This is a genomic window from Morganella morganii H1r (assembly GCF_000633515.1).
Classification (GTDB): domain Bacteria; phylum Pseudomonadota; class Gammaproteobacteria; order Enterobacterales; family Enterobacteriaceae; genus Morganella; species Morganella morganii_B.
Genome location: NZ_AYMP01000029.1, coordinates 35,899 through 55,419, shown reverse-complemented (window position 1 = coordinate 55,419; position 19,521 = coordinate 35,899). Strand labels below are relative to the sequence as shown.

General features: G+C 54.4%; 16 protein-coding genes. 10 read left to right on the top strand and 6 right to left on the bottom strand.

Going from position 1 to position 19,521, the window contains the following annotated elements:
* The first annotated feature begins 34 nt into the window (after positions 1-34).
* The 8 genes from U868_RS0116790 (at position 35) to U868_RS0116755 (ending at position 8,753) form a co-directional block, all read left to right on the top strand.
* Positions 35-577, top strand: a complete 543-nt coding sequence (locus tag U868_RS0116790; RefSeq protein WP_025154304.1) for a BMC domain-containing protein — start codon at positions 35-37, stop codon at positions 575-577.
* Entirely contained in the window at positions 570-1,922 is a 1,353-nt protein-coding gene (locus U868_RS0116785) for a 4Fe-4S dicluster domain-containing protein (protein WP_025154303.1), read from the top strand. Before U868_RS0116790 ends, U868_RS0116785 begins: the two co-directional genes overlap by 8 nt.
* A gap of 2 nt (positions 1,923-1,924) precedes the next feature.
* Entirely contained in the window at positions 1,925-2,479 is a 555-nt protein-coding gene (locus tag U868_RS0116780; protein ID WP_004236084.1) for a BMC domain-containing protein, read from the top strand.
* 35 nt (positions 2,480-2,514) lie between these two features.
* On the top strand, positions 2,515-3,549 hold the full coding sequence (gene eutR / locus U868_RS0116775) for an HTH-type transcriptional regulator EutR (protein WP_025154302.1): 1,035 nt from the start codon (positions 2,515-2,517) through the stop codon (positions 3,547-3,549).
* 215 nt (positions 3,550-3,764) lie between these two features.
* On the top strand, positions 3,765-4,808 hold the full coding sequence (ansB, locus tag U868_RS0116770) for an L-asparaginase 2 (RefSeq protein ID WP_025154301.1): 1,044 nt from the start codon (positions 3,765-3,767) through the stop codon (positions 4,806-4,808).
* A gap of 338 nt (positions 4,809-5,146) precedes the next feature.
* Complete coding sequence (locus U868_RS0116765; protein ID WP_240182734.1) at positions 5,147-7,111, top strand: TonB-dependent receptor plug domain-containing protein; 1,965 nt, start codon at positions 5,147-5,149, stop codon at positions 7,109-7,111.
* 12 nt (positions 7,112-7,123) lie between these two features.
* Entirely contained in the window at positions 7,124-7,843 is a 720-nt protein-coding gene (locus U868_RS0116760) for a (2Fe-2S) ferredoxin domain-containing protein (protein WP_025154299.1), read from the top strand.
* A 1-nt stretch (position 7,844) separates the two neighbouring features.
* Positions 7,845-8,753, top strand: a complete 909-nt coding sequence (locus U868_RS0116755) for an ABC transporter substrate-binding protein (protein ID WP_025154298.1) — start codon at positions 7,845-7,847, stop codon at positions 8,751-8,753.
* Between the two features lie 18 nt (positions 8,754-8,771).
* Here the strand turns inward: U868_RS0116755 and U868_RS0116750 are convergent, their stop codons facing one another.
* Positions 8,772-9,494 (bottom strand): NUDIX hydrolase, encoded by a 723-nt coding sequence (locus tag U868_RS0116750; RefSeq protein ID WP_025154297.1) that lies wholly within the window; start codon positions 9,492-9,494, stop codon positions 8,772-8,774.
* A 159-nt stretch (positions 9,495-9,653) separates the two neighbouring features.
* On the opposite strand from U868_RS0116750, the gene U868_RS0116745 reads away from it, so the two are divergent.
* Both U868_RS0116745 and U868_RS0116740 read left to right on the top strand, forming a co-directional pair.
* On the top strand, positions 9,654-10,676 hold the full coding sequence (locus U868_RS0116745; protein ID WP_025154296.1) for an SPFH domain-containing protein: 1,023 nt from the start codon (positions 9,654-9,656) through the stop codon (positions 10,674-10,676).
* Positions 10,673-11,599, top strand: coding sequence for a sugar kinase (locus U868_RS0116740; RefSeq protein ID WP_025154295.1), 927 nt, complete (start codon positions 10,673-10,675; stop codon positions 11,597-11,599). Before U868_RS0116745 ends, U868_RS0116740 begins: the two co-directional genes overlap by 4 nt.
* An 85-nt stretch (positions 11,600-11,684) precedes the next feature.
* Here U868_RS0116740 and U868_RS0116735 read toward each other — a convergent pair whose 3' ends face one another.
* The 5 genes from U868_RS0116735 to ssnA all read right to left on the bottom strand — a co-directional run bounded on the left by U868_RS0116735 (position 11,685) and on the right by ssnA (position 19,520).
* Positions 11,685-13,052 (bottom strand): NCS2 family permease, encoded by a 1,368-nt coding sequence (locus tag U868_RS0116735; RefSeq protein WP_025154294.1) that lies wholly within the window; start codon positions 13,050-13,052, stop codon positions 11,685-11,687.
* Between the two features lie 57 nt (positions 13,053-13,109).
* Positions 13,110-14,426: a guanine deaminase gene (gene guaD / locus U868_RS0116730; RefSeq protein ID WP_025154293.1), complete on the bottom strand. Its 1,317-nt coding sequence runs from the start codon at positions 14,424-14,426 to the stop codon at positions 13,110-13,112.
* Between the two features lie 61 nt (positions 14,427-14,487).
* The gene (locus U868_RS0116725) at positions 14,488-17,358 is read right to left on the bottom strand and encodes a molybdopterin-dependent oxidoreductase Mo/Fe-S-binding subunit (protein WP_025154292.1); all 2,871 of its coding nucleotides are present in this window, start codon (positions 17,356-17,358) and stop codon (positions 14,488-14,490) included.
* 3 nt (positions 17,359-17,361) lie between these two features.
* A complete protein-coding gene (gene ygfM / locus U868_RS0116720) occupies positions 17,362-18,135 on the bottom strand; it encodes a molybdopterin-dependent oxidoreductase FAD-binding subunit (protein ID WP_025154291.1) in 774 nt (257 codons plus the stop codon).
* 59 nt (positions 18,136-18,194) lie between these two features.
* A complete protein-coding gene (ssnA, locus tag U868_RS0116715; protein ID WP_025154290.1) occupies positions 18,195-19,520 on the bottom strand; it encodes a putative aminohydrolase SsnA in 1,326 nt (441 codons plus the stop codon).
* Position 19,521 lies beyond the last annotated feature (1 nt).

Sequence of the window (19,521 nt, the reverse complement as noted above, 5' to 3'; positions counted from 1 at the left end):
TCGTCAGTTCAGTCATTAACACAGGAGAAAGGTCATGATCGATTCACTGGGATTACTTGAGGTATACGGCCTGGTGTCCGGCATTGATGCGGCGGATGCGATGCTGAAGTCGGCCAATGTCCGCATCCTTAACTATGAAATGGTGATCCCGGGGATGGTGACGCTTGTTGTTGAGGGCGATCTGGCGGCGTGCCGTGCGGCGGTGGATGCGGGCATTGCAGCCGCAAACCGCACCGGTAAGGTGATCGGCCATAAGGTCATCGGTCGTCCGGATGGTGATACCGAGTGGCTGGTCACCGGTTTCAGCGGTGTGCCGGTGAAGGTAAAACCACAGTCTCCGGCACCGGCTCCGGCAGCGACAGCAGTGTCTGCCGCCGCCCCGGATGCGGATGCCATGATGATCTTTGCCGCTGAAGCCAAACACCGCCACGGCGTGACCGCCGGAGAAGCGGCCATGCATTTCAGCTGCCTGATAGAGGACAGCCGTGATGTGCTGGAAGACCTGTTTAAACAGGGCAAACTGCGCAAGCGCGGCAGCCGCTACCGGGTAAAACAGGAGGGAAACCGCGATGAGTAATCTGATGCCGGGTCTGCATGAGTGCGGGCCCGAAATCATTCGTCAGCGTGTGCAGGATGCAGGGGTTGTCGGTGCGGGCGGGGCAGGTTTCCCGACCCACGTCAAACTGGCGGCACAGGCGGAAATCTATCTGGTCAATGCGGCGGAATGTGAGCCGCTTTTGCAGGTGGATCAGCAGCTGGCTGTCCGTGAAGCGGATGCGATGATCCGCGGTTTGCTCTATGCGATGCGGGCCACCGGCGCGAAAGAGGGCATTATCGCCATCAAAGGCAAGCATCAGGCTGCCATTGATATCCTGAATGCCCGTGTGCCGGATTCTGTCCGTCTGCATATCCTGCCGGATGTTTATCCGGCCGGTGATGAAGTGATCACCATCTGGCTGGCGACCGGCCGCCGTGTGCCGCCTGCGGCACTGCCGCTGTCTGTCGGCGTGGTGGTCAGCAATGTGCAGACCCTGATCAATGTCGCGTATGCCGTTGAACAGGAACAGGCCGTGATACACCGTGTCCTGACGGTGAACGGCGCGGTTCATCATCCTGTTACCGTTTCCGTCCCGGTCGGCACCACACTGCGTGAAGTGCTGGCGCTGGCAGGCGGATCCACCATCAGTAACCCGGCGTATATCAACGGCGGGCCGATGATGGGCAAATTACAGACATCCCTTGATGATGCTGTGACCAAAACCACCGGCGGCTTATTAGTCCTGCCGGATGACCATATTTTAATTCAGCGCCGGACCCGTTCGGAGCGCACGGTGATCAACCAGGCGCGTACTGTATGTGAACAGTGCGGCATGTGTACCGAGCTCTGCCCGCGTCATATGATCGGCCACGAACTGCCGCCGCACCTGATTGTCCGCGCGGTCGGTTATGAACAGATCTCTGCGCCGTCAGCCGTCGTTGCGGCACTGACCTGTTCGGAATGTGCGATTTGCGAAGCCTGGTCCTGCCCGGTGGAAATCTCGCCGATGCGCCTCAATCAGATGCTGAAAGTGAAGCTGCGCGAAGAAGGGATCCGCTATGAAGGTGAACTGCGCCCGGAAGATCCGATGGCTCAGCACCGCATGCTGCCGGTCAAACGCCTTGTCCGCCGTCTGGAACTGACGGAATTTATGCACAAAGCGCCGATGACTGATGAGATCTACGCGCCGCAGCAGGTGATTATCCCGTTACGCCAGCATATCGGTGCCCCGGCGGTACCGGTTGTCAGCGAAGGGGATAACGTCACGGCGGGCATGCTGATCGCCGCTGTCCCGGAAAAAGCACTGGGTGCGCCGGTTCACGCCAGTATCAGCGGTGTGGTTCGCCATATTGACAGCATGGCTGTCACGATAGAGAAGGAATAACTATGCACAGTGCAATTGCGATGGTGGAACTGTCCAGTATCGCCAAAGGGATGGAAGTCACTGATTTTATGCTCAAAAGTGCGGAAGTCACCCTGCTGATGGGCAAAACTGTGTGTCCCGGCAAATATGTGGTGATGGTCGGCGGTGATGTTGCCGCCGCACAGCAGGCAATGCGCTGCGGTGTGGAAAAAGGCGGAGCCCAGGTGGTGGATGAGTTTCTGCTCAGTAATATCCACCCGGATGTACTCCCGGCTATCGGCGGTGTCACCGATGTGAATGCCCGCGAAGCCGTCGGGGTGGTGGAAACCTTTAGTGTCGCGACCTGCATTGAGGCGGCGGATTTTGCTGTTAAAGCAGCCGGCGTCACGTTAATCCGTCTTCATATGGCGTATGGTATCGGGGGTAAATGTTACTTTGTGATGAGCGGCGATGTTGCAGACGTCGAAACCGCCAAAAAAGCCGCATCACAGGTCGCCGCAGATAAAGGTGCGCTGGTTTACAGCATGGTCGTACCGAATCCTCATCCCGATTTCTGGCAGCAATTGGTCGCTGGTTAACATTTATGGCGGCCGTTCATTTTGGGGAAAAAATAATGATGAAAAAAATCACACCCGATTTACATCACCTTAATGATGAAGTGCCGCATGACCGCGATCTCAGCCCTATCGTGATCGAGCAGAATTTTACACAGCGTTATACGCATGATGCTTACGAACAGGCCTGTTCCATCACCGCCTGGCAGCAGCTGTATGATCAGCTGACGCCGGGCCGGTTTGAAGGGGAACTGACCGAAACCCTGTTTGACGGCCTTCAGGTGTTCCACGAATACACCAACCTGTCTCTGCGCCAGTCCTGTATGGTCTGGCCGAATGCCTTCTGGTTCGGCATTCCCGGGGAGCAGCAGAATACCGGTTATATCGGCAATCAGATGCTGTGCCGCCAGAAAATCGCCGTGCGTCCGGGCGGGAAAGAATTTGAACTGAGCACGCCGGATGACTATCACATTCAGGGACTGGTGATTTCTCACGATATCCTAAAAAAACACTCAGTGGTGCTGCAAAACCCGGAGCGGCTGATGAATCTGCTCAGCGAAAACCCGGCTGTGGGCGTGAACCCCTTCAAAAAAGAGGCGATCTGGCAGTATATCCGCCATGCCCTCTGGCACTCCAAAATTGAGCAGGAACGCAACCGTACTGTCAGTCGTGTCCTGAGCCACAATCTGCTGACCGCATTTCTCGGGTTACTGGAAGATGCCAGCACCGTGGCGGATGAGCACTACACCAACCGTGTGAACTATCTGAAACTGGTCTCCAAAGCCCGTGAATATCTGTTTGAGAACGCCACCGAACCGGTGACCGTACTGGAATTGTGTAATGAGCTGTATGTCAGCCGCCGCACGCTGCAGAATGCCTTCCAGCAGGTGCTGGGGATCGGCCCGAATGCCTACCTGAAAACTATCCGCCTGAACGCGGTGCGCCGTGAACTGGTCAGCCCGTATTCAAAACAGACTACCGTCAAAGACGCGGCAATGCAGTGGGGGTTCTGGCACCTGGGGCAGTTTGCCACCGACTATCAGCGTCTGTTTAATGAAAAACCGTCGGAGACGCTGAGCCGTCGTCTGATGTGATTGTTGTTCTGCTTCCGCTTTCTGACCTGCATCGTGTTTTCTTTCCGGCAGGTCAGAACGGCTTCTTCTGAGTCATCGTTGTAAAATCCCGCTTCTGATCTCATTTTCAGCATCTTGCTGTGAATATTTTCTGTAAGGAGAATTTAAATATCTAATTAGTTCTATATTTATTAATTGGCTATTTATAATTCTACTGAGCAACGGAGTATTCAGGTATGAAAAACCGCAACAAGATTCTGCTGTCCGCGTTGATATCTCTATTTATGACCCCGGCGTTTGCACTTCCTTCCGTGACGGTTCTGGCCACCGGCGGCACCATTGCCGGGGGCGGGGAATCGTCGGTTTCGTCCGGTTATCAGGCCGGAAAGGTAGGCGTCGATGCGCTGATTGATGCCGTACCGGAAGTCAAAGCACTGGCAGATCTCAGTGGTGAGCAGATTGTGAATATCGGTTCACAGGATATGAATGACAAGGTGTGGCTGACGCTGGCAAAAGAAATCAACCGGACCTGTGATAAAACGGACGGATTTGTTATCACTCACGGCACCGATACGCTGGAAGAAACCGCGTATTTTCTTGACCTGACAGTATCATGCCATAAACCGGTTGTACTGGTGGGGGCAATGCGTCCGTCTACGGCGCTGGGCGCGGACGGCCCGCTGAATCTCTATAATGCGGTGGTTTTGGCAACGGATAAATCGGCAGCCGATCGCGGTGTTCTGATGGTGATGAATGATAAGGTGGTCAGCGGGCGGGATGTGGTCAAAATGAATACCACGGAAGTGCAGGCGTTTGAAGCGGTGAATGCCGGCGATACCGGATTTATCCATAACGGCAAAGTGACCTATTATCAGGTTGCACCGCCGCGTCAGGCCGGTGCGGTGTTTGATATCAGTAACCTCAGCGAACTGCCGAAAGTCGGTATTGTTTATAATTATGCCAATGCGTCAGATGCACCGGTAAAAGCCCTGCGGGACGAGGGAAACGCCGGGATTGTCAGTGCCGGGGTGGGTAACGGCAATATGTATAAAGGCGTTTTTGATGCATTAGCGGCGGCAGCCAAAGAGGGTGTGGTGGTTGTCCGTGCCAGCAGGGTGCCAACGGGCTATACAACACGCAACGCGGAAGTGGATGATGATGCTTACGGTTTTGTGGCTTCCGGCAGACTGAACCCGCAAAAAGCCAGAGTATTGCTGCAACTTGCTCTGACACAAACGAATGATCCGCAAAAAATTCAGTCATTCTTCGAAAAATATTAATTAAATTGCTTTCAGACCGCAGTCTCTCTCATAAGTGGCTGCGGTTTTTTATTATCGGATCGGTTCTCATGTTTTTGTTGTTATGTTATAACATAACAATTAATGAGCTCCGGGTGATAGTTGTCTTTAATGAGAATTAACAAATAAAACAAAAAAGACACAGCTGCCTACAGGAATTTAAAGAAAAAAGGGGCTGAATCTGTCCGTATTCACAAAGCGGGAAAAAGAACGCTTCTCATATTTACCCATTGAATTCATTCAGTATATTGTCTGTTTCTGAGTCAGGGAGACTCTGTCTTCACGGCATGTATCACAACAAAATAATAAAAGAGAAAGGTATGAAATCAGTTAAGTTTGCATTGGCACCATTATCCGCCATGGTGTTGTTATCGTTCTGCGCACACGCCGGAACTCAGGGGAATAATGACGACACAATTATTGTTAAATCCTCGACCATAGAATCCACCACCGTTAATGAACTGGCTGATTACGGGAACAAATTACAGGTTATTACCCGTGAGGAAATTCAGCGTTCCGGGCCGTCATCCGATTTAAACCAGGTATTACAGCAATATGTGCCGGGATTATATGTTTCGATGGGACAAGGGGCTTACGGCTACGGGAAATATTCCTTTATGGGCGGCCGTCCGGATGACACCTTAATTCTGATTGACGGTGTTCGTCTGAACAACCGCCTGTTCGGCGGGATCTATCTCGATACTCTGCCGCTGATTGCGATTGACCGCATTGAAGTGTTACAGGGGGCGCAGAGTCTCTCTTTCGGTACTCAGGCGATCAGCGGTGTGATTAACATCGTTACCAAAAAACCGACCTCAGAGGTGTTGTCCGGTGAATTCAGTGTCGGTGCGGATACGGACAAAGGCCGTTACGGTGAAGGGTATATCGAGAAAGCGTTTGATAACGATATCGGCAAAACTGGTCTGATGGCGTGGGTAACCCGCAGTAAATCAGATGGTTACCAACCATACCGTGACAGTGATTACAACGGCACGATCGGTCAGAAAAAGCGTGGCTATGACGTGACATCTGTTGGTGTCCAGGTCACCCAGACTATTGCGGATGCCGCACAATTGCAGGGATTCTACCAGTACACGCAGGCCGATCTGGATATGGTGTCCCCGAACCATCACCGCCAGGCGATGAACAAACGTGATCACCATCTGGCGACGGTTTCCTTTGAGCATTTCCTGAGTGCGGACACCAGCTACGCCATCCGTGCACATCTTAATGACTGGAATACCCGTTATGACCGCAGCCGCTATCTGGCGGACGGCTCCGTAGATATCCAGAATGACGATTCTTACTGGGGATTCCGGGACTACGGCGTTCAGGCACAGATCAAATCTTACCTGTTCGGGGATAACGAGTTTGTCCTCGGGACGGATAACCAGTGGTACAAAGGTAAAGATGAGGTCATGAAGATCGAAACGGATACCGCGAAAGCCAATGCCCTGTATTTACAGGTACGGCCGGATATCCCTGTCTTACCTGAGCTGAAACCTAGCCTCGGCGTGCGTTATGAACGCTTTGAAGGCGGTCAGGATGCGACTGTCTGGATGGCAAGCACCAAATATGAGGTGAATGAAAAGCTCAGTTTACGTGGCCAGGCGGGAACGGCATTTAAACTGCCGAACGCTGAACAGTTGTTTGTGAATGATGAAAGCAAGCAAACCATCGGTGATGCCAATCTGAAAGCGGAAACCAGCAAAAACATCGAAGCTGGTTTTGATTATCTGACGAAGTGGGAAAACGGTGGTGCATGGCAGTTCGGTGCAACGGCTTACGCCCGTGAAATCAATGATCTGATCACGACAGTGAAAGTCGGTAAATACGACAAATGGGTGAACGGTGATGGTGAAATCCGCACCAAAGGCGTGGTGCTCTCCACAAAACTGAACTTTGATGAATCCTGGTATGTCTCCGGGGATATCACCCGTAACTGGCTGGATACCAAAAACGGCGCGACACTCAACGATATCCCGGAACTCTTTACCCGCGGCCGCATCGGTTATGACGCTCCGGCGAAACAGTGGGGTGCGGAACTGGCTGCCCGCTATGTGGGTGAGCTGAAATCCGGCAATGATACCTACGGCCATTACACCGTGTTTGATGCCAGCGCGTATCTGTATGTGGATCATGCGCAGCAGCATAAGCTCACGCTGCTGGTGGAAAACCTGCTTGACCGCGATTATCCGGCGGGACTGACCAGCAACGGCCTTGAAAAAGTGGATAACCTCGGCCGTCCGTTAACCGCTGAACTGCGTTACACCTACCGTTTCTGAGGACACTGAGCTATGGGAAAGAATGTCACACTGTATCTGAACACATTGCAGAATGGGGCGTGCTTATCTGCGGATTTCTGGCTGTCGCTCAGTGAGAAGGGCTTTCCCGGTGATACCGCCTGCTGTGCGGACAGCGGGGCGGTATTGCATCAGCTGAAGGAAACGATCACACCGGATACCCGCTGTGTCCTGCTGATGGTGCTGACCGACCCGGCACAACCCGCTGAAAAACTGATGTCTCTGACCCCGGCGCTGGAGCAGGAAATAGCAGCGCATTACCCGCAGTTACGGGTATTCCGGAGTTTGTGTGTACTTACCGGGGCGGACGCGGCGGCGGATGCCAAACAGGCCGGTGAGGTGATGACGGAACTGGAAAAGCAGTCGAACAGCCGTGAGCCGAAAGCGGAATCCAACCCGAACTGGGAAAAAACACCGCCGTACCGCTATCACCTTTTCTTCTGTATGGGACCGCGCTGTGTTTGTCGCGGTGCCAAATCCCTGCTGATGCAGCTGCGCCATCAGCTTGCGGCACGTAACCTGTTTGAAAATGAAAACGGCGTGCTGCTGACCCGCTCTCACTGTCAGTATCCCTGCAATCAGGGGCCGCTGGTAACGGTCTATCCGGATAATTTATGGTACCGGCTGACCACACCGGAAGAGATCCACCTGTTTGTGTCTGAACAGATAGAACAGGGAAGAGTGGTGCCGTCATTGCTGGCGGAGCATAAATAAAATGAAGATTGCCCGGTATGCTGTCAGTGTGGTCCTTTTGCTGCTGTCTGCAGGGGCTGCGGCGGGAAATAAATGCGATCCGCTGTGGGATAAACCCGCGCCGCCGCAGCATATCATTGCCATGAATCAGCACGCTGCGGATATGGTGCTGGCGCTGGATGCCGGGCCGCAGATGCTGGGCGTGAGCTATATTGATGATTCAGCCGAGGCACTGAAATCAGGGCGCTATCACGGCATTCCGGTTTTTTCAGCCAAATACCCCGCCACCGAGAAATTGATCGCCTCCGGGGCGGATTTTGTCGTGGCCGGGTTTTCCTCTGCCTTTATGGCATCGATGGGCGGGCAGGATGATCTGCAACGTGCCGGTATCGGCAGCTATCTGATGGCATTTGCCTGCGAACGTCAGGCATACAGCGGATTTGACAGTATTAAAATGGATTTGCAGCGCCTGGGGCGGGTCCTCGGGCGGGAAAAAGAGGCGGATGCCGCCGTTGCCCGTATCGATGCCACGCTGGCGCAGGTAAAATCCCTGCCGCCGCTGCCCCGGAAACCGGTGATTTTTTATCTCGACAGCCAGAGTGACACCCTGATGTCACAGGGAAAGAAAGGGTTTATGACCGAAGTTATCACCCTGGCCGGGGGCGAAAATGTGTTTATCAACATGCCGGTGGCAGGTATTCACGTCTCCCCGGAAACCCTGCTGGATAAACAGCCGGATTATATCATCCTCGCCGATGCGGTCTGGTCACCGGCAGAAAAGAAGAAAGCCTGGCTGGCGAATCATCCGGCGCTGTCTCACCTCGATGCGGTTAAAAATAAGCGCTATATTGTTATCCCGTTCAGCGGCGTTTATCCCAATGTGAAAAGTCCGGATGTGCTGCTGACGATCGCGGAGGCGGTCAGACAGTAATACCGGCGGAACCCGGTGTTATTCTTCGTCTGTCTCCAGATTACGGATAAAACGGTAATCAGCCGACGACGGTTTCAGGCGGTACAGCGCCGCCGGACGTCCACGCTCCGCCCGTTTTTCACCGGTATCGATCAGCAGATCGGCCTGTTCGAGACGGCGGCGGAATGATTTTTTCTGAATCGGCTGACCAATCAGAATTTCATGAACGTGCTGTAATTCCGGCAGGGTAAAGGTTTCCGGCAGGGCAAATCCCGGCACAACGGAATAGAGCGATTTCTGGCGCAGCCGCGCTCTGGCCTGACGGATAAGTAACTGGTGATCAAACGCCAGTGTCATATTCTCTGCTTCATCCAGCGGTATCCATCTGACTGAATTCACCGTATTAATCTGTTTTTCGCACGCCTGCATGGCAATCAGCGCGGTATAGCAGACGGTGACTGACCAGCCGCGTTTGTCCCGCTTATCATTGCCGACCGTACATAACTGCTCAATGTACGGTGGTGTCACACCGGTTTTTTCCCGCAGTTTGCGCAGTACGGTATCTTCCAGCGTCTTATCCTGTGCCTCATCCACAAAACCACCGGGCAATCCCCATTTGCCTTTCTCCGGATGTTCCGCGCGTTCGGCCAGCAGCACATGCAGGGTTTCATTGTGATAAGTGAAAAGCACAGCATCAGCGGTCACCAGGGGCGACAAAAAATCACGGCGCTGATAACCGGCGAGGTAAGTTTGTTCATCCATTTGCGTCACATCCTGAAATCGGGATAAGTTATTCTATTGTAAGGAGAGAAATCCGGATTGCAAATTAAATGTCATTCAGACACTAATTCAGCTTGACACTAATAGTGTCAATAAGTCACTATATAGTTATTGTCATAACGACACTAATGAGGTGATACTATGTTTAATTTAAAATTCTTTAAAGCTGACCCGTCCACATTTGTTATCCGTTCCGTGAACGGTCATGTCAAAAGTCAGGGACAAGGGCTGAGCTTCTGGTACAACAGTGCGACCACATCGATCGCCGCCCTGCCGTTAAGTGCGCAGGAAACCCCGTTTATTTTTAATTTCCAGACAGCAGATTTCCAGAGTCTCCGCGTTCAGGGACAACTCTCTTTTCAGGTCAGTGTGCCGGAAAAAACGGCCGGGGTACTTAACTTTGTGCTCAGCCGGGACGGAAAAACCTACGCGACCGACGACCCGATGAAACTGAATGACCGGATTGTCCGTGCGGCACAAACCATTATTCAGGCGGAGATCCAATCCACGCCGCTGCGCCGCGCATTATTGTTAAGCCAGTCGCTGGTGGCGCTGGTGCAGTCACGTCTGTCACAGCAGGCGGCGGTTGAGGCGCTGGGGATCACCATTCTGGATTTCTCTGTCACCGCGATTACCCCGACACCGGAAACGGCCCGCGCACTTGAGGCGGAAGCCCGGGAATCCCTGCTGAAAGAGGCGGATGATGCGATTTATGCGCGGCGTAAATCCTCCGTTGAACAGGAGCGCACGATCAAAGAAGCGGAGCTGGAGACCGATCTCTCTGTGCAGAAAAAAGAGCAGCAGATAGAGGAATCCCGGCTGGAAAACGAACGCACACTGCTGCGCGAACAGGCGGCAATGGCACAGGAGCGTCTGGCGGCGGAGATTGGTGAGGAGCAGCAGCGTCAGACACTGGTTTCTCTCAGTGCGGATAATCAGCGCGTTCAGTCCGACGCCGATGCGTATGCCATTGAAACCAAAATGAAAGCGTACCGTGAGCTGCCGGTGGAGAATCTCAAAGCCCTGGCACTGAGCCGGATGGCGCCGGAGCAGCTGATGGCGATGGCCTTTGAGTCACTGGCACAGAATGCCGGAAAAATCGGTGAGCTGAATATTGCACCGGATATGTTCAGCCAGATGATGAAAAAAGGGAGCAAAGCATGAGCCGCCGGGATGAGGTACGGTTTGTTCTGGTCACACAGAAAACCCGGCTGCAGGAGCTGATCGCCCGTTTCAATACCTGGCCGCAGGCGAAGTTTTATCTGGAGCATAACGGTATCTCCGTGAGTGATTATCTCGCGGAGCATGATCGCTACCAGGCGCAGCTGACAGAGGCGAAACGTATTTTGCTGCAGGCAGGACAGGTACAGGTTCCGGATCGCACGCTGCTGCCGGGGTATCAGTTTTCTGACCGCGATATTGTTGTGATTATCGGCCGCGACGGGCTGGTGGCGAATACCCTGAAATACCTGAACGGCCAGCCGGTGATTGCGGTTAATCCTGATCCGGAACGCTGGGACGGCATACTGCTGCCTTTTGAGCTGCCGCAGCTGGAATCGGTGGTGACGCGGACACTGAACCGGGATATGCCGTCGAAAGCCCTGAGTTTCGCACAGGCGGTCACCAATGACGGACAGAAGATGCTGGCGGTCAATGATCTGTTTATCGGGCCGAAAAGTCACACATCGGCCCGCTATATTCTCAGTCACGGCGGGCAGGCGGAAACGCAGTCTTCCTCCGGGGTGATTGTTTCTACAGGGCTCGGCTCGACAGGCTGGCTGCAGTCGGTTCTGGCCGGTGCGCTGGGGGTGACCGGCGGCAGTTCACATCCGCTGCGTGCCGGGATCGCCTGGGATGAAAAGCGGCTGCAATACAGTGTGCGCGAGCCTTTCCCGGGGCGGACATCCGGAACCTCACTGGTTTTCGGGGCGGTCGATAATACGATGACATTACAGCTTGAATCACAGATGCCGGAAAACGGGGTTATTTTTTCTGACGGGATAGAGTCCGATTTTCTGCATTTCAATGCAGGATGTATTGTCACAATCGGTATTGCGGATATACAGGGAAGGCTGATGTATGAATAACAAACTCATGCACCGCCGGGCGGCGGATAACAGAACGGGGCACATCATGTGCCCCGCAGGGAAATAAACCGTATTTACTGAATGATCAGATAGCCCAGCCACCCGCATAGAACGCGACTAACACGATGGCAATAATTACCGTGCCGGTGTTGAGTTTGCGCCACTCTTTTGCGACCAGACGACCAATCACCAGGGTGACATAGCCCAGCATAATCCCGGTGACGATATTACAGGTCAGTACGATAAATACCGCACACACCAGCCCGGACATGGCATCGACAGAGTCGTCGAAATCCAGTTTTGCCACATTACTCAGCATCAGCAGGCCGACATACATCAGCGCCGGTGCGGTTGCATACCCCGGGATCAGGTAAGAGAGCGGTGAGAAGAACAGGATCAGCAGGAACAGTACGCCGACGGTCACGGCAGTCAGCCCGGTTTTCCCGCCTGCGGCTGTCCCCGCCGCAGATTCAATATATACCGCCGCCGGGGAAGCACCCACCGCACCGGAGATAATGGAGCTGACGGAGTCCACGGTCAGCGCTTTGCCGCCGTTGATAATCTGATTGTCTTTGTCCAGCAGGTTGGCCTGTCCGGCGACGGCGCGGATGGTGCCGGTGGCATCAAACACTGCCGTCATCACCAGCGCCAGCACACTCGGCAGAACGGCAGTTTGCAGCGCACCCATAATATCCATGCTGAAGATCAGGGATTTACCGTCCGCGCCACTCAGTGACGGCATGGCGATCAGCCCCTGGTAGGTGACGTTCGGGTCAACAATCAGGCCGATAACCGAAATCCCGATAATCACCAGCAGGATCCCGCCCGGCACGTGCATTTTTTCCAGGCTGACAATCACCGCCAGCCCGATCAGCGACATCGCCACCGGGAAGGAGGTAAATGCCCCCATTGCCACCGGCAGACCTTCCAGCGGGTTTTTGATCACCAGGCCGACACCGTTGGCGGCAATCAGCAGTAAGAACAGACCGATACCAATCCCGGTGCCGTGGGCTATCCCCATCGGCAGGTTGCGCAGGATCCAGTTTCGCACCCCGGTAACGGAAATCAGGGTAAAAATCACCCCCATCAGGAAAACCGCGCCGAGTGCAACCGGAATACTGATTTGCTGCCCGAGCACCAGGCTGAACGCGGTAAAGGCGGTGAGTGAGATAGCACAGCCGATAGCCATCGGCAGGTTTGCCCACAGTCCCATCATCAGAGAACCGATACTGGCGACGAGACAGGTGGCGACAAAAATAGCGCCCGGCGGAAACCCGGCTTTACCGAGCATGGACGGGACGACGATGACAGAATAGACCATGGCGAGGAAAGTGGTGACCCCGGCCAGGATCTCCCGTTTGACGCTGCTGCCGCGGGCGGAGATTTTAAAGTACGCATCAAGTGCGCCTTTTGCTGCCGCCCCGGTGTTATCCGGTGTTGTATTATCAGACATAATTGCAGACCCCGAGAATGAAATGAAAATGTGTTTTAATCACAGCATTGGTGTGCGTCAGGTCCGTTCATAGACCAGGCGTCCATCGATGTAAGTCCGGTAAATCGTGCGGTCATCACCAAGCGCAATCATCACAAACAGTTTCTCCGCCAGCGTGCGTGAGTTGTCATAACGCAACTGCTGGAGCGGGGTTGCGGTCGGTTCAAGTACCACAAAATCCGCTTCTTTGCCGGCGGCAAAGTTACCGATACAGTTATCCAGTCCTAATGAATGTGCCCCGCCGAGGGTGGCGAGATAAAAGGCTTCAAAGGCGGTTAAACAGGTTTTCTGCAACTGCATCACCTTGTAGGCTTCACTCAGTGTCTGCAGCATGTTAAAGGTCGTTCCGGCACCGACATCGGTACCGATCCCGACTTTCACTTTTTTCGCCAGCGCCTTTTTCAGGTTAAACAGGCCGCTGCCGAGATAAAGGTTTGATGTCGGACAAAATGCCACCGCCGAGCCGGTATCGTGCAGGCAGTCCCACTCTTCTTCCTCAAGGTGGATACAGTGCGCAAACACGCTGCGTTCGCCGGTCAGTCCGTAGTGGTGATAGACATCCAGGTAGTTTTTACTGTCCGGATAGAGCTCTTTTACCCACTCAATTTCTGCTTTATTTTCATTAAGATGAGTGTGAACCCACGTGTCCGGATACTCTTCGCGCAGCCGCTGACATACTGCCAGCTGTTCCGGGCTGGAGGTCGGCGCAAAACGCGGGGTGATGGCGTAGAGCAGACGCCCTTTTTTATGCCAGCGTTCGATCAGTGACTTACACTCTTCGTAGCTGCTTTCCGGTGTGTCGGTAAGATAGTCCGGTGCGTTTCTGTCCATCATCACTTTACCGGTGATGAGACGCATATTGAGCTGGCTCGCCGCATCAAACAGGGCATTGACCGATTCCGGGTGAACAGTACTGAAAACCAGCGCGGTCGTGGTGCCGTTACGCAGCAGTTGTTTGATAAAAAACGCCGACATTTCACGGGCGTAATCAATATCCTGATACAGTTTTTCGGTCGGGAACACATGGCGGTTGAGCCATTCGAGTAACTGCTCGCCGTGAGCGCCGATCATTTCGCTCTGCGGATAGTGAACGTGGGTATCAATAAAGCCCGGCACCACCAGTTTCCCGGTGTAATCGCGGACACGGACGGTTTCCGGTATCAGATGCTTCCCGTCTTCCCACTGTCCGAACCACTCTATTTTTCCGTGCCGGATTAGCATCAGGCCGTCATCAATCAGGCGGACTGCATCGGGCAGATCGTCCATCGAGGTCACTACGCGGGTGATATCCAGGAACTTCCCGCGTACCGCTTTGACGGTATGTTCAGACGACATAGCTGACTCCTCTGCTTACAAAAAGCCCTCACCGGAACCGGCGAGGGCAGGGTTGATTTAATTATATTTTGCTCAGGCCGCGCAGGATTTTTTCCGGCGTGAAGTGCCATTCACGCAGCCAGACGCCGCAGGCATCATGAATTGCAGTGGCGATAGCCGGTGCCGCACCGTTAACCGCGATTTCCGAGATGGATTTTGCGCCGTACGGGCCGACCTGGTCATCACTCGGCACCAGGAAGGCACGGAAGTCACGCGGGATATCGCCGATCTTCGGTGCGCCGTAGGTTTTCAGATCGCGGGTCAGTGGTACACCTTTGGCATCGTAGCGGATCTCTTCTGACATACTGTGGCCGATGGCCCGCATGGAGGCACCGTAAATCTGACCCAGGGCCAGATCCGGGTTCACCGGCGTACCGCAGTCGAGCAGGGCGTAGAATTTATCCAGACGGATTTCACCGGTACGGGTGTTCACCGCCACTTCGGCAAAGTTTGCCCCGTACGGGAAGGCAAAGTCGGGTGTGATATAACTGGCACTGGCCACCAGCACACCAAACCCGGTACCGCCCTCGGCAGCGTGTGCCAGATCCCCGAACGTGATTTCGCCTTTCTTACCGCGCACCACACCCGGTGCCGCCAGGGTGACATCCTCCACCGGTTCGCCGATTTTCGCCGCGCCGTGGAACAGGATTTTTTTGCGCAGATTCTCTGCCGCCATTTTCGCCGCGTTACCGGAGAAGCAGGTGCCGGAGGAGGCATAAGCCCCTTTATCGAACAGCGCGTGGTCAGTATCCCCGGAGATAACATGAACATCATCCGGGCAGCAGCACAGTACTTCGGCGGTCAGTTTTTTGACCACGGTATCGAGGCCGGTTCCGATATCAGCCCCACCGGAGTGGACGATAAAGGTACCGTCAGATTCCAGTTTGACCATACAGTTTGCCTGGTCGATATCCGGAATCCCTGATTTCTGCATGATGATGGCCACACCGCGTCCGGTTTTCCAGTCACCGTTTTGTTTGCGCGGGGAATCCCAGTCGATAAGTTCACGGCCTTTTTTCAGGATCGGGCCGAGGGCACAGCTGGCGGCAGTCGGTACCGAGGTCGGCATTTTCCCTTCCCCGATAGCGCCGAGGATCTTCAGTTCCTGGCCTTCATGCACGCGGTTGGTTTCAATCAGATCCAGCAGGTCGATATTCAGTTCTTTTGCCAGTTCAGCCAGGATCATGGTCAGGGCGAAGTTGCCTTTCGGTGCCCCGTAACCCTGATATGCGCCGGTCGGACAGATGTTGGAGTAGTAAGTGGTCACCTGAAAATCGACGTTGTCACACGGATAGAGCGGCAGTGACAACGCCGGGCCGTTACTCGGTACCGTCAGTGAGTGGTTACCGTAAGGGCCGGTGTTCGCCAGGAATTCCATATTGATGGCGGTGATTTTCCCGTCTTTTTTCGCGCCCAGTTTGATTTTTACTTTTGCCACATGGCGGCTGGTGTTCGCGATAAACTCTTCTTCACGGGTGTAGCGGAATGAGACCGGACGGCCGGTAACATACGTCGCCCACGCGCAGACTTCTTCCAGCAGGATATCCTGCTTGGAGCCGAAGCCGCCGCCGACACGCTCTTTAATCACATGCACTTTGTTCTGTTTCAGACCGAGAATACGCGCCACCTGGCGGCGTAAGTGCCACGGTACCTGAGTGGAGGCGTGGATCACCAGACGGTCACCGTTCATGTAGGTGTAGCAGATATGCGGTTCGGTCGGGCACTGCTGAACCTGGCGGGATTCATAGGTGCGCTCGATAACGGTATCCGCTTCCGCAAAGCCTTTATCCAGATCCCCGATATGGCCGTGAACACCCGCAGCAATGTTTTTGCACGGTTTTGCGCCGATCGGGAAGTTAATCTGTAAATGCTCGCCGCGATCTGCCGCATTCTTATTTTGCTCTGCCAGGTCAGCCGGCGCGCCGTTAACATAAATTACCGGCTCATCATGTACCAGTGGTGCGTCGTCAGCTTTGGCTTCATCGATAGACATCACCGGCTTCAGCACATCATAGCTGACTTCAATCAGGGATAAGGCTTTCAGTGCGATCGCTTCGTTTTCTGCCACCACAGCGGCCACGCGGTCACCGACGTGGCGGAGTTTTTTACCGAACATGCGGCGGTCAAGCGGAGACGGCTCCGGCGCACTCTGTCCGCCCGGGGTGTAATACACATCCGGACAGTTTTTGTGGGTGATCACATGCACCACGCCCGGCAGCGCTTCTGCTTTACTGACATCCAGACGGGTGATCAGCGCGTGAGCGTGCGGGCTGCGCAGCATTTTGATAACACAGGTATTGGCCGGAATGCGGTCTTCCACATAGCACGGTTTTGCCTGCACCATCACGGCAGCATCGGTTTTCGGCGTGACTTTCCCGACAACGGTCAGGTCATCACGGAACGCCGGGGCATTATCGGCTTTGTAGTGCGGATCTTTGCGGCGTTTTACCAGCAGATCAATGACTTCATAGAACTGCTGATAACCGGCGTCACGGCTGAACAGTCCGGAAAGGGCATCATCAATCTGGTCGCGATCAGGCTCCGGAATACGTTTGATAAGATCAGTCAGGATCAGGGCAGCCGCCGGGTCGTTATAACCGGACTGGATCACCCCCACATCGACCATCGCCTGCTGAACATCACTTAATTCATTCCATTTACCGAGTGATTCGGCGGTTTCAATCACGGCGCCTTCCAGCTGGGCGGCGATCAGCAGTGATGCGTTGACAATACGGCCGTTGAATAAAATGGCATCAGAGCCTGCGAAGCCATAGCCGTCATCACTGTTACGTACAGAGTGCATACCCAGGCTGAACAGAATGTTGCGGACGTTTTCGCCCGGAATGCAATCGGGTGAATGCGGGGTGCCGTTAAGTATAAAATGGACGTTCATGTCTTATTCCTCCCCCATTTGCCGGCAGTCTGTCAGCAGGTCTGAAACTAAAATTCCGGTGATATAGCGTTTATATTCTTCGCTGCCCAGTAAATCCGCTTTCGGATTCACCGCCTGACTGACGGCTTTCTCCAGCGCTTCCCCGCTGAGATTTTTCGCCTCAACCTGCGGCAGACGGCTGATGCCGCAACCGGCACCGTCAACGGCGATCCGCTGTTCATTATTGCCGGTCAGTGCGACAGCGGCAGTGACCACCGCCCAGCCGTCAGCGGTTTCGCGGACAGTACGGGTGGCACAGCGGCGGAACGGATCCTGTAAAATCAGATGGGTGATCAGGCGGTCATCCGGTGCGGCGAGATAACTTTCCAGCGGGATCACATCATTGCTGGCCAGCTGAACCTGAGCATCCAGCACCAGCAGCACCGGCAGCAGCGCATGCTCGCGCTGACAGGCGGCGATCTCCCCGCCGATGGTGGCCTGGTTACGGATATGGCGTGAATAGACAAAACCGAGCGCGTCATACAGCGCACGCGGGATCAGCGGGCTTTCACGCAGTGCTTCCAGCGTGACAACCGCGCCGATACGCAGAATACCGTCCTGCCATTCGATGGATTTCAGCGGCAACAGTGACAGTGAAATAGCGACGGTGCAGTCAGTTTTGGTCGGTACCGCATTCAGTTTACTGCCGCCTGCAAACCAGACAGCGTTTTCCTGAAAGCGTTGTTTCAGCTCAGTTGCCTGCGTTAAGGTGGCAGGGCGGAAAAATTGTTCGATCATGGGTTACCCCTACATTGCTCTTCAGACCTGCGGCAGTGCCGCAGGTCATGGTTTTTTTATTACAGTGCGTCCATCCGGGCCCACATCTTTTTCGCGGCTTTGCGTGCTTCTGCAAAGAGCGGTCCGGTATCGAACGGGAACTGACGGTTTTCATACACCATCACACCATCCACCATCACGCTGCTGACACTGTTGGATCCCAGACCGAAGGCCAGATGGCCCGGCAGATTATCCCCGGCGAATGGTGTCGGTGGTGTGTAATCACAGATGGTCAGGTCAGCCTGATAGCCGGTTTCCACGCGGCCGAACTGTTTGCCGAAGTTGCGCGCCAGTAAGCGGTTACCGTTCCACAGGAAGCGGGTGAAGCTGTCCGGCCACATAGCGCCGCCTGCATCACGGTGTTTGAAGAAGGCAAACTTCATTTCTTCTAACATATCGGAGCCGATACCGTCCGTGCCGAGCACCACGTTGTTGTAGTCACCCAGGCGGTGGTTGTAGCCGACATGGTTGTTCATATTGGAGCGGGCGTTGTGAACCAGGAAGCCATCTTTTTTATTCAGCAGCTCAATATCTGCGGAAGAAAGATACAGGCCGTGGGCGATCAGGGTTTTTTCATCAATCAGATCAAACTCACCCAGGCGGATCAGCAGGTCCTTGCCGTATTTGTCGTGGCTGAAAGAGACGTCATAACTGTCTTCCGCCGCATGGATATGCAGGCCGCGACCGGTTTTCTTAATCGCCTCGCGCAGCATTTTCAGACCTTCATCTGCCACGGTAAACGGTGCGTGTGCCCCGATGTGTGCTTCCACCAGATAGCGGGATTTACCGCTTTTGCGTTCGCTGTCGATAAGCTCCGCGAAGGCGATATTCTCTTCCACCCCGGCTTCCAGCTCTTTCAGGCCGCCGTTGCGGTCAGTGGTTTCGTAGCAGGTCATGCCGCGCAGACCGGCTTTCAGGAAGCCGTCGCGCAGGGTTTTCAGGGAACCGGCGATATAGTTTGGTGAGGCATGGTGATCAATCACCGAGGTACAGCCGCTCTTAATCGCTTCGAGAGAGCAGATAAGGCCGCTGTAATAAAGGGATTCTTCATCCAGCGCGCGGTCGAGCCGCCACCACAGGTTTTTCAGGGTGGAGATAAAATCCGGGCTCGGCGCAATATTCGCCATGATGCCGCGTGACAGGCCGGAATAGAAATGGTTATGGGAGCAGACGATCCCCGGCATCACCAGTTTGCCGTTCATCTCTTTGACTTCCGCGCCCGGGTAACGGGAATGAAGCCCGTTACCCACAGCCGCAATTTTGTCACCCTCAATGGCGATATCGGTACCTTCGCGGATCCCCGCCGGTTCGAACTCAGTGATGGTGGCGTTTTTCAGAATCAGCATA

What these genes read in the sequence shown, in the direction of transcription:
- U868_RS0116755 (WP_025154298.1), top strand. Translation starts at nt 7,845, where the DNA reads ATGAAGATTGCCCGGTATGCTGTCAGTGTGGTCCTTTTGCTGCTGTCT.
- ygfM (WP_025154291.1), bottom strand. Translation starts at nt 18,135, where the DNA reads ATGATCGAACAATTTTTCCGCCCTGCCACCTTAACGCAGGCAACTGAG.
- U868_RS0116785 (WP_025154303.1), top strand. Translation starts at nt 570, where the DNA reads ATGAGTAATCTGATGCCGGGTCTGCATGAGTGCGGGCCCGAAATCATT.
- U868_RS0116760 (WP_025154299.1), top strand. Translation starts at nt 7,124, where the DNA reads ATGGGAAAGAATGTCACACTGTATCTGAACACATTGCAGAATGGGGCG.
- eutR (WP_025154302.1), top strand. Translation starts at nt 2,515, where the DNA reads ATGATGAAAAAAATCACACCCGATTTACATCACCTTAATGATGAAGTG.
- U868_RS0116735 (WP_025154294.1), bottom strand. Translation starts at nt 13,052, where the DNA reads ATGTCTGATAATACAACACCGGATAACACCGGGGCGGCAGCAAAAGGC.
- U868_RS0116745 (WP_025154296.1), top strand. Translation starts at nt 9,654, where the DNA reads ATGTTTAATTTAAAATTCTTTAAAGCTGACCCGTCCACATTTGTTATC.
- guaD (WP_025154293.1), bottom strand. Translation starts at nt 14,426, where the DNA reads ATGTCGTCTGAACATACCGTCAAAGCGGTACGCGGGAAGTTCCTGGAT.
- ansB (WP_025154301.1), top strand. Translation starts at nt 3,765, where the DNA reads ATGAAAAACCGCAACAAGATTCTGCTGTCCGCGTTGATATCTCTATTT.
- U868_RS0116790 (WP_025154304.1), top strand. Translation starts at nt 35, where the DNA reads ATGATCGATTCACTGGGATTACTTGAGGTATACGGCCTGGTGTCCGGC.
- U868_RS0116765 (WP_240182734.1), top strand. Translation starts at nt 5,147, where the DNA reads ATGAAATCAGTTAAGTTTGCATTGGCACCATTATCCGCCATGGTGTTG.
- U868_RS0116740 (WP_025154295.1), top strand. Translation starts at nt 10,673, where the DNA reads ATGAGCCGCCGGGATGAGGTACGGTTTGTTCTGGTCACACAGAAAACC.
- U868_RS0116780 (WP_004236084.1), top strand. Translation starts at nt 1,925, where the DNA reads ATGCACAGTGCAATTGCGATGGTGGAACTGTCCAGTATCGCCAAAGGG.
- ssnA (WP_025154290.1), bottom strand. Translation starts at nt 19,520, where the DNA reads ATGCTGATTCTGAAAAACGCCACCATCACTGAGTTCGAACCGGCGGGG.
- U868_RS0116725 (WP_025154292.1), bottom strand. Translation starts at nt 17,358, where the DNA reads ATGAACGTCCATTTTATACTTAACGGCACCCCGCATTCACCCGATTGC.
- U868_RS0116750 (WP_025154297.1), bottom strand. Translation starts at nt 9,494, where the DNA reads ATGGATGAACAAACTTACCTCGCCGGTTATCAGCGCCGTGATTTTTTG.